This is a genomic window from Thermocrispum sp., assembly GCF_002919275.1.
GTDB classification, from domain to species: Bacteria; Actinomycetota; Actinomycetes; order Mycobacteriales; family Pseudonocardiaceae; genus Thermocrispum; species Thermocrispum agreste.
Window position 1 is genome coordinate 17,603 of record NZ_PKFA01000020.1, and the last position, 12,232, is coordinate 29,834.

13 protein-coding genes are annotated in these 12,232 nt (G+C 70.4%); 7 read left to right on the forward strand and 6 right to left on the reverse strand.

Annotation, left to right across the window (positions count from 1 at the left end; genetic code table 11):
- Nucleotides 1–69: 69 nt before the first annotated feature.
- The 5 genes from CXP56_RS04410 to purM all read left to right on the forward strand — a co-directional run bounded on the left by CXP56_RS04410 (nt 70) and on the right by purM (nt 4,965).
- On the forward strand, nt 70–954 hold the full coding sequence (locus CXP56_RS04410; RefSeq protein WP_286899957.1) for a Sco1979 family transcriptional regulator: 885 nt from the start codon (nt 70–72) through the stop codon (nt 952–954).
- Nucleotides 955–1,623: 669 nt separating this feature from the next.
- Nucleotides 1,624–1,860 carry a DUF397 domain-containing protein gene (locus CXP56_RS04415; RefSeq protein ID WP_028847035.1) on the forward strand — a complete coding sequence of 79 codons (237 nt, stop codon included), beginning with the start codon at nt 1,624–1,626 and terminating at the stop codon, nt 1,858–1,860.
- Complete coding sequence (locus CXP56_RS04420; RefSeq protein ID WP_028847036.1) at nt 1,844–2,230, forward strand: hypothetical protein; 387 nt, start codon at nt 1,844–1,846, stop codon at nt 2,228–2,230. The genes CXP56_RS04415 and CXP56_RS04420 overlap by 17 nt, the downstream gene beginning before the upstream one ends.
- 152 nt (nt 2,231–2,382) lie before the next feature.
- A complete protein-coding gene (gene purF, locus CXP56_RS04425) occupies nt 2,383–3,849 on the forward strand; it encodes an amidophosphoribosyltransferase (RefSeq protein WP_502694562.1) in 1,467 nt (488 codons plus the stop codon).
- 36 nt (nt 3,850–3,885) lie between these two features.
- Nucleotides 3,886–4,965, forward strand: a complete 1,080-nt coding sequence (gene purM / locus CXP56_RS04430) for a phosphoribosylformylglycinamidine cyclo-ligase (protein ID WP_286899963.1) — start codon at nt 3,886–3,888, stop codon at nt 4,963–4,965.
- 240 nt (nt 4,966–5,205) lie between these two features.
- Here the strand turns inward: purM and CXP56_RS04435 are convergent, their stop codons facing one another.
- Nucleotides 5,206–5,397, reverse strand: coding sequence for a DUF3073 domain-containing protein (locus tag CXP56_RS04435; protein WP_028847039.1), 192 nt, complete (start codon nt 5,395–5,397; stop codon nt 5,206–5,208).
- Nucleotides 5,398–5,599: 202 nt separating this feature from the next.
- Here CXP56_RS04435 and CXP56_RS04440 point away from each other — a divergent pair, with 202 nt between their 5' ends.
- Nucleotides 5,600–6,505 carry a DUF8083 family protein gene (locus CXP56_RS04440; protein ID WP_286899968.1) on the forward strand — a complete coding sequence of 302 codons (906 nt, stop codon included), beginning with the start codon at nt 5,600–5,602 and terminating at the stop codon, nt 6,503–6,505.
- Nucleotides 6,506–6,532: 27 nt separating this feature from the next.
- Here CXP56_RS04440 and CXP56_RS04445 read toward each other — a convergent pair whose 3' ends face one another.
- Together CXP56_RS04445 and ygfZ are read right to left on the reverse strand one after the other, a co-directional pair.
- On the reverse strand, nt 6,533–7,087 hold the full coding sequence (locus CXP56_RS04445) for an RsiG family protein (RefSeq protein WP_028847041.1): 555 nt from the start codon (nt 7,085–7,087) through the stop codon (nt 6,533–6,535).
- A 72-nt stretch (nt 7,088–7,159) separates the two neighbouring features.
- Nucleotides 7,160–8,311, reverse strand: coding sequence for a CAF17-like 4Fe-4S cluster assembly/insertion protein YgfZ (gene ygfZ / locus CXP56_RS04450; protein WP_038044675.1), 1,152 nt, complete (start codon nt 8,309–8,311; stop codon nt 7,160–7,162).
- A 36-nt stretch (nt 8,312–8,347) separates the two neighbouring features.
- Between ygfZ and CXP56_RS04455 the strand changes: the two genes are divergently transcribed.
- The gene (locus CXP56_RS04455; protein WP_028847089.1) at nt 8,348–9,181 is read left to right on the forward strand and encodes an aminodeoxychorismate lyase; all 834 of its coding nucleotides are present in this window, start codon (nt 8,348–8,350) and stop codon (nt 9,179–9,181) included.
- Here the strand turns inward: CXP56_RS04455 and CXP56_RS04460 are convergent.
- The 3 genes from CXP56_RS04460 to CXP56_RS04470 form a co-directional block, all read right to left on the reverse strand.
- Entirely contained in the window at nt 9,178–9,792 is a 615-nt protein-coding gene (locus CXP56_RS04460; RefSeq protein ID WP_028847043.1) for a heme-binding beta-barrel domain-containing protein, read from the reverse strand. The genes CXP56_RS04455 and CXP56_RS04460 overlap by 4 nt on opposite strands.
- 119 nt (nt 9,793–9,911) lie before the next feature.
- Nucleotides 9,912–10,760, reverse strand: a complete 849-nt coding sequence (locus CXP56_RS04465; protein ID WP_286899974.1) for a CAP domain-containing protein — start codon at nt 10,758–10,760, stop codon at nt 9,912–9,914.
- 153 nt (nt 10,761–10,913) lie between these two features.
- Nucleotides 10,914–12,230: an amidohydrolase family protein gene (locus tag CXP56_RS04470; RefSeq protein ID WP_038044676.1), complete on the reverse strand. Its 1,317-nt coding sequence runs from the start codon at nt 12,228–12,230 to the stop codon at nt 10,914–10,916.
- Nucleotides 12,231–12,232 lie beyond the last annotated feature (2 nt).

A 12,232-nucleotide genomic window follows, 5' to 3' on the forward strand; every position in this document is an offset into this window, starting at 1 on the left:
CTTGACCGAAATGCCCGCTGCGGTACGCTGAGTTGTCTGTCAACCGCATGCTGCGACGAAAGGATGGCAATGCCACCGCAGCTCGGAGACGATGCCGAGCCGCCCCAAGGTGGTGGACCGACCGTCCGTCGGATGGTTCTCGGCGCGCAGTTACGCCGCCTTCGCGAGGCCGCCGGCATCACCAGGGCGCAGGCCGGTTACGCCATTCGTGGTTCCGAGTCGAAGATGAGCAGACTCGAGCTGGGCCGCGTCGGATTCAAGAAGCGCGACGTCGCAGACCTGCTGACGCTGTACGGCGTGCACGACGAGAAGGACCGCGAGCAGCTGCTGGCGATGGCCGCGGAGGCCAACAAGCCGGGCTGGTGGCACCGGTACAACGACCTGCTGCCCTCCTGGTTCACCGACTACGTGGGCCTGGAGGAGTCGGCGAGCCGGATTCAGACGCTGGAGATGCAGTTCGTGCCCGGCTTGCTGCAGACAGAGGAGTACGCGCGGGTCATCGCCTGCCACGGCCGCAAGGAGTGGATCAACGAGGAGGTCGAGCGCCGCATCGCGCTGCGCATGCAGCGGCAGCGCATCCTGTCCAGGCCGAACCCGCCCAAGGTGTGGGCGTTCCTCGACGAATCGGTGCTGCATCGGCCGATCGGCGGGCCGAAGGTGCTGAAGAAGCAACTGGAAGTGTTGCTGGAGTGGACCAGCCAGCCGCACGTGACGGTGCAGATCCTGCCGTACGAGCGCAGCGGGCACGCCGCCGAGTGCGCGTTCACCATGCTGCGGTTCGCCGAGGCGGAACTGCCGGACGTGGTCTACATCGAGCACCTCACCGGCGCGCTGTACCTGGACAAGCCCGAAGAACGCGAGCCGTACAGCAGGGCGATCGACCGCCTCGCCGTGGACTGCGAGACCCCGGCAGCGAGCAGGGCGATGATCGAGAAGGCACTCGCCGCCCTCTGACACCCACCCCGCAGATCACCGTGATTCAGCGCCGAATGGCTGGCGCGAACCGCTCCGTTCGACAGACCTCGTGAGGGTCACTGCGGTCCCACGCCGAATGACCTGGTGCGCGGTCCTTCCACCGACCAGCTGGTGAAGGCAACCGGCCGAACAGCTGCGCAGGCAACCCGGCACCACGATCACCGGCCGACCCGCATCCCGGCCCGTCTAGGCGCCTTCCATGGTGAAGTGGATGTTGCGGTGCAATCCGTGGTGCGTGCGCCGGGCACTGCCAAACAGCCGCGACCGGCACCACGTACCGCCGCCCGAACGGCCGAATGACTCGGACCTGCCGTGCGGACATCCCGCCGTGGGGCCGATCCGCCCGCTTACCGGCCGCACCGACTGTCCGCAGAGACGCTGATCGTTGTCCCGATCACCCCGCCGTCCGAGCCACTCGCCCCCACCGACATCGAGCCCGATTTGCCGGATTTTCGGCAGGCGGATGGCCTTTGCCTGGTGCTTGTGGGTACGCCGGCGGTGAACGACCGGGCAGGTTTATCAAAAAGTAGTGAAACTCCCCCGCATATCGTCTGTCGCTCTCCGGGTCGATCATGTTACTGTGCGCTCGCACAGCCAGATGCACGTGCATCTGCAACCTCCGAACGTGAGTCGGGAAGGTAGGGGATCATGGCGAAGAGGGTGTACAACGGCATGCCGGCCACCGAGCTCGACGTGCAGTGGCGGAAGAGCAGCCGTAGCGGCGCACTGGGCAACTGTGTCGAGGTGGCGCGGCTCGACTCGGGTGCGATCGCGGTGCGGAACTCTCGTTTCCCCGACGGCCCCGCCCTCATCTACACCCCGGCCGAGATCGCTGCGTTCGTCCAAGGAGCCAAGGACGGCGAGTTCGATGACCTCGTCAGCTGAGGAACCCGAGTACTCGACGCAGTTACGACAGCTCGTTGCGCGGGGCTTCCGCTTCGTCCACCCCACCGACGCCTCCGGTCAGCTGGCCGCGGTGGTCGGCGTCCGGGTGCACGACGGGGTGATCGACGTCGTGCGGCTGGAAGCCGAGGACGACGTCAGCGCCATGCGGATACCCGCCGACGAGGACGACGTGATGGCCCCGCGCCGGGTGTTGTGGCAGTCATCCGGCGCGGTGACCCGGGTGCTCGCCGATGTGCTCGAGCTTCCGGACGATCCCGGTGACCAGGACGACGACCAGGGGAACGTGGTCCGCGGTTGCTGGGTTCCGGTGGACCACCGGACGTCCAAGTGGGTCCCGGCCAGCGCGTGACATGCACGACTGACGCCGCTCGAACGGCTCCTGCGCGGACGGAACGCCCGTACACTGGCCTGGACCGGTCGCCTCCGTTCGCGCAGGAGCTGTGAGAGGTGTCGAGCACAGACGCTAACCATCTTGAGCCCGAGCCGCGGGAGGAATGCGGCGTGTTCGGTGTCTGGGCTCGGGGTGAAGAAGTCGCCAAACTGGCCTACTACGGCCTCTACGCATTGCAGCATCGCGGCCAGGAAGCCGCGGGCATCGCGGTGAGCGACGGCTCGCAGATCGTGGTCTTCAAGGACCTCGGGCTGGTCTCCCAGGTCTTCGACGAGAAGGTGTTGTCCTCGCTGGAAGGCCACATCGCCGTCGGTCACTGTCGCTACTCCACCACCGGTGGCGGCCGGTGGGAGAACGCCCAGCCGTCGTTCCAGACCACGCACGCGGGCAGCGGCATCGCGCTCGGCCACAACGGCAACCTGGTCAACACCGCCGAGCTGGCGGAGCGGGTGCGCGAGCAGGGCCTCGAGTCCGGCAGCCGGGCGACCACCGATTCCGACCTACTGACCACGCTGCTGGCGGGCGCCGCGGCGGACAAGGGTGTCGAGGCCGCCGCACTGGACCTGCTGCCGACCGTGCGCGGCGCCTTCTGCCTGGTGTTCGCCGACGAGAACACTCTCTACGCCGCGCGCGACCCGTACGGTATCCGGCCGCTGGTGCTCGGCCGCCTGGAGCGCGGCTGGGTGGTCGCCTCGGAAACCGCGGCACTGGACATCGTCGGCGCCTCGTTCGTGCGCGAGGTGGAACCGGGCGAGCTGCTGGCCATCGATTCCGACGGGCTCCGCTCCAACCGCTTCGCCAACCCGAACCCGAAGGGCTGCTTGTTCGAGTACGTCTACCTGGCCAGGCCGGACACCACCATCGCAGGCCGCAGCGTGCACGCCGCCCGGGTGGAGATCGGCAGGCGACTGGCCAAAGAAGCACCCGCCGACGCCGACCTGGTCATCCCGGTGCCGGAGTCCGGCACCCCCGCCGCCATCGGCTACGCGCAGGCCAGCGGCATCCCGTACGGGCAGGGGCTGGTGAAGAACGGCTACGTCGGCCGCACGTTCATCCAGCCGTCGCAGACCATCCGGCAGCTGGGCATCCGGCTCAAGCTCAACCCGCTGCGGGACGTCATCCGCGGCAAGCGCCTGGTGGTGGTGGACGACTCCATCGTGCGCGGCAACACGCAGCGCGCCCTGGTGCGCATGCTGCGCGAGGCGGGCGCGATCGAGGTGCACGTGCGGATCGCCGCGCCGCCGGTACGCTGGCCGTGCTTCTACGGCATCGACTTCGCCTCCCGTGCCGAACTGATCGCCAACGGCACGGACCTGGAAGGCATCCGGCGGTCCATCGGAGCCGACTCGCTCGGCTACGTCTCGCTGGAAGGCCTGGTGGCCGCCAGCGAGCAGCCGCGCAGCAGGCTGTGCGCCGCGTGCTTCGACGGCGACTACCCGATCCCGCTGCCGGACGAGGCGAAGATCGGCAAGCATCTGCTCGAGGACATCGAGAAGGGCGTGCGTGGACCGGACGGCGCCTCGTCTTCGGCGGTGTCGAGCGGGTACGGTGCCGAGGACGCCCTCCAGCGTCCCTGAGACCGCCAGATGAAGTCCCATGACGGAAGGCCATCGGTGAGCACACCGACCGACGCATCACGATCCACGTACGCAGCCGCAGGTGTCGACATCGCCGCGGGGGAAGAAGCCGTCGAACGCATCAAGCCCTACGCGCAGCGGGCGACCAGGCCCGAGGTACTCGGCGGGCTCGGCGGGTTCGCCGGCCTGTTCCAGCTGAAGCTGGACCGGTGGACCGAGCCGGTGCTGGCGTCCTCCACCGACGGGGTGGGCACCAAGATCGCGATCGCCCAGGCCATGGACGTCCACGACACGGTCGGCGTCGACCTGGTCGCGATGGTGGTGGACGACCTGGTGGTGTGCGGGGCCGAGCCGCTGTTCCTGCAGGACTACATCGCGATCGGCAAAGTGGTGCCGGAGAAGGTCGCGGCCCTGGTGAAAGGCATCGCCGACGGGTGCAAGCAGGCCGGTGCGGCGCTGCTCGGCGGCGAGACGGCCGAGCACCCCGGCCTGATGGAGCCGCATGCCTACGACCTGTCCGCGACCGGTGTCGGCGTGGTGGAAGCCGCGGACATCCTCGGCCCGGAGCGGGTCCGCCCCGGTGACGTGGTGATCGGCATGGGCTCCAGCGGCCTGCACTCCAACGGCTATTCACTCGCCCGCAAGGTGCTGCTGGACGACGCCCGCCTGCCGCTGACCGGCTACGTGGAGGAGTTCGGTCGGACGCTCGGGGAAGAGCTGCTCGAGCCGACCATGATCTACGCCAAGCACTGCCTTGCCCTGGTAGCCGAGACGGAGATCCGCACGTTCGCCCACGTCACCGGGGGTGGGCTGGCGGCCAACCTGGAACGGGTCATGCCGCGCGGCCTCACCGCGGTGCTGGAGCGGGCGACCTGGACACCGCAGCCGATCTTCAAGATGATCGCCCAGCGCGGCAAGGTCGACACCGCCGAGATGGAGCGGACCTTCAACATGGGGGTGGGCATGGTCGCGGTCGTCGCACCGGACGACGCCGAGCGTGCACTGGCTGTGCTGACCGCGAGGCACGTGCCCGCGTGGATTCTCGGCCAGGTGCAGCGTGCCGAGGACCCGGACGACCCGCGCGCCGAACTGCGCGGCGCTCATCCGCGCTACTGACGCGCGCAGCCCATACGGTCCGAATTCACTGGACGACGGTGACGAGGGATGTGCCGTCGTGCGCTCCGCGAGCACACGACGGCACATCCGATGGCCCCGATGCATCCCACGGGCGACGTCCGTGGTGGGGTGCCCCGCCGCTGTCGCCCTTCGGGTGCGCCGAAGGGCGCCATCCCGCTACCGGCTGCCCGGCTGCGCGGGACGCCCGGTACGGATGACGCGCGGTGCTACCACTACCCGTCAGCGGCGGTACTCGTCCTCGTAGTCGTAGTCGTAGTCATAGTCGTACTCCGACTCACGACCGCTGTCGGATTCCTTGGACGCCTTCCCGGAAAGCTCCCGCTTGAGGGCCTCCAGGTCCGTGGGGGGAGTGCTGTACTTGAGCTTCCGGGCCACCTTCGTCTGCTTGGCCTTGGCACGGCCGCGCCCCATGGCTCGACCCCCTCACACAGGGGCGGGGCGGCCGGGGGAGTCGGCGGCCCCGCATCGTCTCAACATTTTCCTCTACACACCGTACCGTGTCCTGCCCGTCGCTCGCGACGCGGCTCGGCGGGTAAATCGTCACATGTGACGAAATGGCCGCCGCGGCGCCGGGCGTCGCGGCCTGGCGGGCGGTCCATGACACGATGAACACGTGCTCCGCCCTCATGCCGCGTACCTGCGAGTCTATGAGCCCCTCGAGGCCTTCGGCGACCCGGCCGACCCGCACTTGCATGCGGCGGTACGTGCTGCCCAGCTGACGAAGACCTCGGCGGGCGAGCGCGAACGCACACTGTGGTTCACCTCACAGCGGGTCACGCCGCCGCGCTTGCTGCCCGTCGAGCCCACCGACCGCGGCGCTTCGGGCAACGACATGGCGGACGTTCTGGTGCTCTCGCCGGACGAGGTGCCCTCCGGCCGCGGGGTCACCGTCGGTCCCGGCCCGCTGGTGTGCCCGCTGGAGCTGCGCGTGCGGTCGGCCGCCGCGCTGATGGCCTTCCTCAACGAGTCGCACCCGGTGGTGCGCGCGCACGTCCTGGACGCCAGCGGCGCCACCATCGAGACGGCCCGCGCCCGGGCGACGTCCGTCCTGCGCCAAGCCGACCACACCGCCCTGCACGTGGTCTCGTCGACGTGGAGCGTTCCGCTGCCCTGGTTCACCATGGTCGACCCGGCCCAGCGGCGGCTGGTGCTCGGCACCGGACAGCACGACCCCAACCGGGAGGTGTCCTGGCGGGTGGCCATGGCCGACGCCCGCCGGCGGGTGGCCCAGGCGCGCGAGCTGGCCGAGACGGTGCTCGGCGACGAGGGACCCACGCGCGTGCTCGTCGACACCGACCGCTGGCTGGCGAACTTCCACCCGAACTCCGCGGTGGAGCTGGACTACGGCGGGCTGGTGCAGCTGATTCCGGACGAGAAGCTTTCCACGGACACGACCGCGGAGAAGGTGCATGCCGTGCTGGCGGCGCTGCGAGACGGTGACGTGGAGAAGCTAACCGATCTGTTCGCCGAGCTGCAGGACTTCTGGGGTGAGCTGGCCGCGCGGGAGCGGTGCAACTGATCGGCCGCGTCCGCCGCGGCCGGAAGCTCACTCGCGCTCGCGCTGTTCGGCCAGCAGGTCGTCCACCGACGCGGTGCCCCGCGCGTAGCGGGACGCGATCTCGGCGTTGATGGTGTCCACGACCTTCTGCACCTCGCGGCGGAACTGCGAGACCGTGGCCTCCTGCTCGGTGTACCGGCGCAGGCTGTCGTCCAGCTCCTCGTCGGACAACGCGCCGACGTCGGTCAGGCCGGCATCGGCCAGCAGGGCATCGATCTGCCGCCTGCTGCGCTCGGTGACCCTGGACGGCTCCAGCGGCTGGTACCGGCCGCGCTGGCCGACCGACTCGTCGGCCAGGATGGTGCGCAGCTGGTCGATCAGGTTGGTCTGGTCACCGGTGCGACGCCGACGCTGCTCGGCCTTGACGATGTCGATCCGTGCGTGCAGCAAGCGCCGCAGGTAGGACAGATCGGTCTCCTCCTGCGCCGCTTCGTCCCTGCGCCGCCGCAGGTCGGCCAGCGGCAGCCGGTCCAGGTCGGTGGCGAACCCTGGCCCGAGCACCCGGTCGATGCGCCGCCTGCCACCGATACGCACTTCGATCACGGCGTCATCTTGCTCCAGCCGTCCGTGCACTGCCAAGGCGGGTGGGGTGCTGTCACGCGGATGGCCGCAGCCTCAGCGGATTTTGAACCGTTCGAGTGTCCGACGACCGGGGCCGACGTGCTCCCCCGGTTCGGAGTCCGGGTCGATGGCGGCCTGCACCACCCGGTCGTCCACCCCGGTGAGCAGCTCGGCGTCGGTCGGCACCGAGCGCTTGACGAGCGCCAGCGCGATCGGGCCGAGCTCGTGGTGCTGGATCACCGTGCCGACCCGTCCCACGGTGCGCCCGTCGAGCACCACCGGGTCACCGGTCTCCGGCAGCACGTCGATCGACCCGTCCAGGTGCAGCAGCACCATCCGGCGGGGCGGCCTGCCCACGTTGTGCACCTTGGCCACGGTCTCCTGCCCGCGGTAGCAGCCCTTGGCCACGTGGGCCGCGGTGCCGATCCAATTCACCTCGTGCGGGATGGCACGCTCGTCGGTGTCCACGCCCAGCCGTGGGCGCAGCGCCTCCACCCGCAGTGCGTCGAAGGCCCAGCTGCCCGCGGGCCGGGCGCCCGCTTCCACCAGCCGGTCGAACCACTCGACGAGCTCGTCGCGCGGCACCAGGAGGTCGTACGAGCCGCGCCCGGGCCACGGCATTCGCCGGACCACGACACCACGAGCGGCGGCCGAGGCATAGTCCTGGGCGTCCGCCGTGCCGGTGGGGAGCCCGGTCTTGGCGAGCACGTCACGGGCGTCCGGCCCGAGGACGCTCAATACGGCACGCTCGGCGGTCGCGTCGGTGATCGTGACCTTCGACCAGAACCGCATGGCGTCCAGGTACTCCAGCAACGGCTGTTTGCCGCCTTTGGGCAGCGCGTTGGTCACCTGTACGCCGGGGTCGGCGTCCAGCCACACGGCCGGCTCCTCGTCGCCGTCCGGTTCCGGGTAGGCCAGCGTCATGTGCGCCTCGATGCGGCCGTGCGCATCGAGCACCAGAGCCTCGGTGCCGCTGCCCATCGGCAGCTCGCTGACGTGCTGGGAAATCACCAGGTGCAGCCAGGACAGCCGGTCGTCGCCCCGGACGGCCAGCACCTGCCGGTGCGACCGGTCCACCACGGCCGCGCTCCTGGCGGCCGCGCGCTGTTCGGCGAACGGGTCGCCGAAGTGCCACGGGACGCCGGCCTCGGGATGGTCGTCCGGCGGCTCGACGGCCCGCGGGCGGGTCAGGTTCGGTGAGTTCACGGGCCTCCTCGTGCCGATGCCTCTACCCTGACGATTATGCGCTCGCTGGTATTCCTCGATGGACGCACCGCCGACCCGGACACCGCGCAGATCAGGGTGGACGACCAAGTCGTCCAGCGCGGCGACGGGGTGTTCGAGACCATCCTCGTGGTCGACGGCAAGGCCAGGGAGCTCGGCCCGCACCTGCAGCGGCTGGCCCGCTCTGCGGCGATGCTGGACCTGCCGGAGCCGGACCTGGCCGCGTGGGAGCGGCTCAGCCAGGCGGTGATCGACGGCTACCACGGCGGGCGGGAGATGGCGCTGAAGCTCGTCTACACCCGCGGGGTGAACGGGGTGCCCACCGGTTTCGGGCTCGGTTCACCGGTGGAGGAGAAGATCGTGCGGCAACGGCAGGAAGGCGTTGCCGTGGTGACCTTGGAGCGCGGGCTGGACCCGTCGCTGGTGGACACCGCCCCGTGGCTGTTGCTCGGCGCCAAGACGCTGTCGTACGCGGTCAACATGGCCGCGGTGCGCGAGGCGGAGCGCCGTGGTGCGGACGACGCCGTGTTCGTTTCCGGTGAGCGCGTTCTGGAAGGGCCGACCTCGTCGGTGGTCGCAGTGAAGGACCGCACCCTGTACACCCCGCCTGCCGCGCTGGGCATCCTGCCGGGGACGACGCAAGCAGCGGTGTTCCGGGCCGCCGAGCGCGCCGGCTGGGGCACGAAGGTGGAGCAGCTGCGGGTGGCCGACCTGCTCGCCGCCGACGCGGTGTTCCTGACCTCCTCGGTGCGGCTGATCACCCGCGTGCACACGATCGACGGGCAGCGGCTGCCGGATGCGACCGCGCTGCACCGCGAGCTGACCGAGCTGTACGAAGCGCAGTACGCCTAGCCGACGATCCGCTCGAGGCGCGCGGAGGTGTGCGGCTGGAGCGGCTGGCCGGCCATGGCCCGCTCCTCGACGTAACCGAGGTCGCCGTCGCCGATGATCCCGTACAGCCGCTTGGCCCCGGTGACCTGCTTGGCGGACACGGTGCGCATCACCGCGTCCGTGCCCATTTCCCACGACGTCTGGGTGCGGGGCTTGCCGTAGAAGACTTCGAGAATGCCGGTGCTGTGCGCCAGCAGCAGCTCGAACGAGCCGTCCGGCTGCGGCCGCCACCAGCCGGTCTCCCTGGCGGCCGTGTGCACCACGTTGCCGTCCGCGTCGAGCAGCCAGGACCGTGCCTCGTGGAAGAGGAACGGCCTGCCGTCGTGCGCGATGACGATCTGCTGGGCGAACGAGCGAGGGCCGTCCATGGTCGGGTAGTCGACCTGGCCCTCACCCCGCCAGACACCGACCAACGGCAGCAGCGGCTGGCACGCCTCGTGCAGTGGCGGCCCCTCGCGCAGGTTGGCCGTGTCCCCGTCGATGGGCAGGCCGTCCAGCTGCGGGATGTTCCGCCACCGGGTCAGCTTGGCGCGCTCCGCGGCGGCTTGGATCGCTTCGTTGCCGTCGGACATCGGTGCCGGCTTCAGTCCTGGTACAGCCGGTACACGACGTAGCCGGCGAACCACGTGACGGCCACGATGGCCAGGATCAGCAGCGAGGTGAACAGAATCTCCACGCTGCCGATCCTAGGTCAGTAGCCGAACACCTGCGTCCACACCCAGCCGTCTTTGCTCAATCCCACACCGATGGTGCGCAGATCGCAGTTGAGGATGTTCGCCCGGTGCCTGTCGGATGCCATCCAGCCGCGCACCACGCTCTGCGCGCTGCGGTGGTCCTTGGCGATGTTCTCCGCGCCCGGGTTGGGGTACCCCTCGGCCCTGGCCCGGTCGACGAACGAGGCACCCTCCGGGGTGGTGTGGTCGAAGTAGCCGCGTGCGACCATGTCCGCGCTGTGCTTGCGGGCGGCGCGCGCGAGCCGGTCGTCGACGGTCAGCGGCTGGCAGCCCGCGGCTGCCCGTTCCTTGTTCACCAGGTCCACGACGGCCTGCTCCTCGGGCAGCGGCGCGTCCGACGGCCGGAGGTCCTGGCTGGGCGGTGCCTGGCGCTCCTCCGCGGTGTCCGATCGGAGCGACCTGGCCGGTGCGGGGATCCGGACGGCCATGGCGGCGGTGTGGCCCGTGGCGCGCAAGTTCTCGAACACCTGCGCCAGCCAGGTCAGGTCGATGAAGCGCGGGAGTCGCCATTGCAGGGGAGCGTCGCCGGGCACCCTGACGGCGAGGGCGTGCCTGGTCCGTTCGGCCGGCTCGAAGTGCCGCCCGTCCACCGAATCGCGGTGCCGGTCCGGGCTCGATCCCGGGTGACGACCGTCCAGGACCTCCGGATGACGTCCGTCGTCATGGACGGAGACCGCCACCCGGTGGCCGGCCGCCGACGCGCCGGGGCAGTCGGCGGCGTACGCGACGCCCGCTCCCGCACCGCCGAGCATGATCGCCATCAGTCCTGCTGCCACGTACTTCCGTCTCGCATGTGGATCGATCATGGGTGCGATGGTGCGTCGCGAAGGGCACCGGCGAACGATCACGACGAAGCGGTGACGAGCGCAGGAGCACACAGTCGACCCGCAGGGACATTTCCCGTCCGCACGGTGATCCGGCGGACCGGTCGAATGCGTGTAGGAGTCTGTTGCGCCCGGTCAGACCCGGACCCGTGCCGTGGCCGCTGCGACGTCGGCCTGCGCCTGTTGACGGTCGACGCGGGTCGGCTCCCCTTCCGCGACCACCAGCTCACCGGCCACCCAGACGTCGCTGACCCGCCGCGAGCCCGCCGCCCAGACCAGGTTGGCCAGCAGCTGCTCATCCGGCACGTCGATGCCTGCCGCGAACGCCGGGTCGTCCGGGTCGATGTGCACCAGGTCGGCCCACCGGCCGGTTGCGATCGCGCCGATGTCGTCCCGGCCGAGCGCGGCGGCACCGCCCCTGGTGGCCAGCAGCAGCGCGGCATCCGCGGGCAGGGCGGTGGAGTCCTCGGTGGCCAGCCGGGACAGGAACGCGGCCAGCTGCATCTCGTGCCACAGGTCGAGGTCGTCGTTGGACGCCGGCCCGTCGGTGCCCAGCCCCACCCGGACGCCCGCTCTCCGCAGGTCGGCCAGCCGGGCGATGCCGGAGGCGAGCTTGGCGTTCGACCCGGGGCAGTGCGCCACGCCGGTCCCCCGCTCGGCGAACAACGCGATGTCGTCGTCGTCCAGATGGACGCAGTGCGCGGCCAGCACCCGGCCGTCGAGCATGCCCAGCTTGTCCAGCAGGCGCGGCACCGAGCCGTGCTCGGCCCGCTGCTCGGTGTCCTCGTTGCGGGCTTCGGCCACGTGGATCTGCACCAGGGCGTCGCGCTGCCGCGCCGACTCGGTGACCAACCGCAGCGCCTCCTCCGGCAGCAGGTAGGCCGAGTGGGCGCCGTAGCTGAGCTCGACGCGGTCGTGCGGGCCGAACCGCAGCCCGTCGCTGTCGATCCACTTGCCGACCTCGTCCACCACCGGCCGCCACGGTAGGCCCGGCAGGTCGATGATCGACACCCCGAGCACCACGCGGGCCCCGGTGGCCAGCACGGCCTCGGCGATCTGTTCGGCGTGGAAGTACATCTCGGCGCTGGTCGTCACGCCGTACCGGAGCATCTCCACCGAGCCGAGCACCATGCCTGCCCGCACGTCCTCCGGCCGCATCCTGGCTTCGGCCGGGAAGATCACCTCGTGCAGCCAGCGCAGCAGCGGCAGGTCGCCGCCCATGCCGCGGAGCACGGTCATCGGGCTGTGCGCATGCGTGTTGATCAGCCCGGGCAGCAGGATCCCGCTGAGCCTGCTGACCGGCACACCGGGGTCGAGCGCGGGCGCATCGGCAGCAGGGCCGCAGTAGCCGATCCGGCCGTCCGCGGTGATGTCGACGGCGGCATCCCGCACGACGCTGCACTCCGGGTCACAGGGCAGCAGCACGGGCGCGGTGAGACGACGAGCAACCATGA

Bases quoted from the DNA above. Each gene is read 5' to 3' on its own strand.
- CXP56_RS04410 (WP_286899957.1), top strand. From the start codon at position 70: ATGCCACCGCAGCTCGGAGACGATGCCGAGCCGCCCCAAGGTGGTGGA.
- CXP56_RS04415 (WP_028847035.1), top strand. From the start codon at position 1,624: ATGGCGAAGAGGGTGTACAACGGCATGCCGGCCACCGAGCTCGACGTG.
- CXP56_RS04420 (WP_028847036.1), top strand. From the start codon at position 1,844: ATGACCTCGTCAGCTGAGGAACCCGAGTACTCGACGCAGTTACGACAG.
- CXP56_RS04435 (WP_028847039.1), bottom strand. From the start codon at position 5,397: ATGGGGCGCGGCCGTGCCAAGGCCAAGCAGACGAAGGTGGCCCGGAAG.
- CXP56_RS04455 (WP_028847089.1), top strand. From the start codon at position 8,348: ATGCGCTCGCTGGTATTCCTCGATGGACGCACCGCCGACCCGGACACC.
- CXP56_RS04460 (WP_028847043.1), bottom strand. From the start codon at position 9,792: ATGTCCGACGGCAACGAAGCGATCCAAGCCGCCGCGGAGCGCGCCAAG.
- CXP56_RS04465 (WP_286899974.1), bottom strand. From the start codon at position 10,760: ATGATCGATCCACATGCGAGACGGAAGTACGTGGCAGCAGGACTGATG.
- CXP56_RS04470 (WP_038044676.1), bottom strand. From the start codon at position 12,230: ATGGTTGCTCGTCGTCTCACCGCGCCCGTGCTGCTGCCCTGTGACCCG.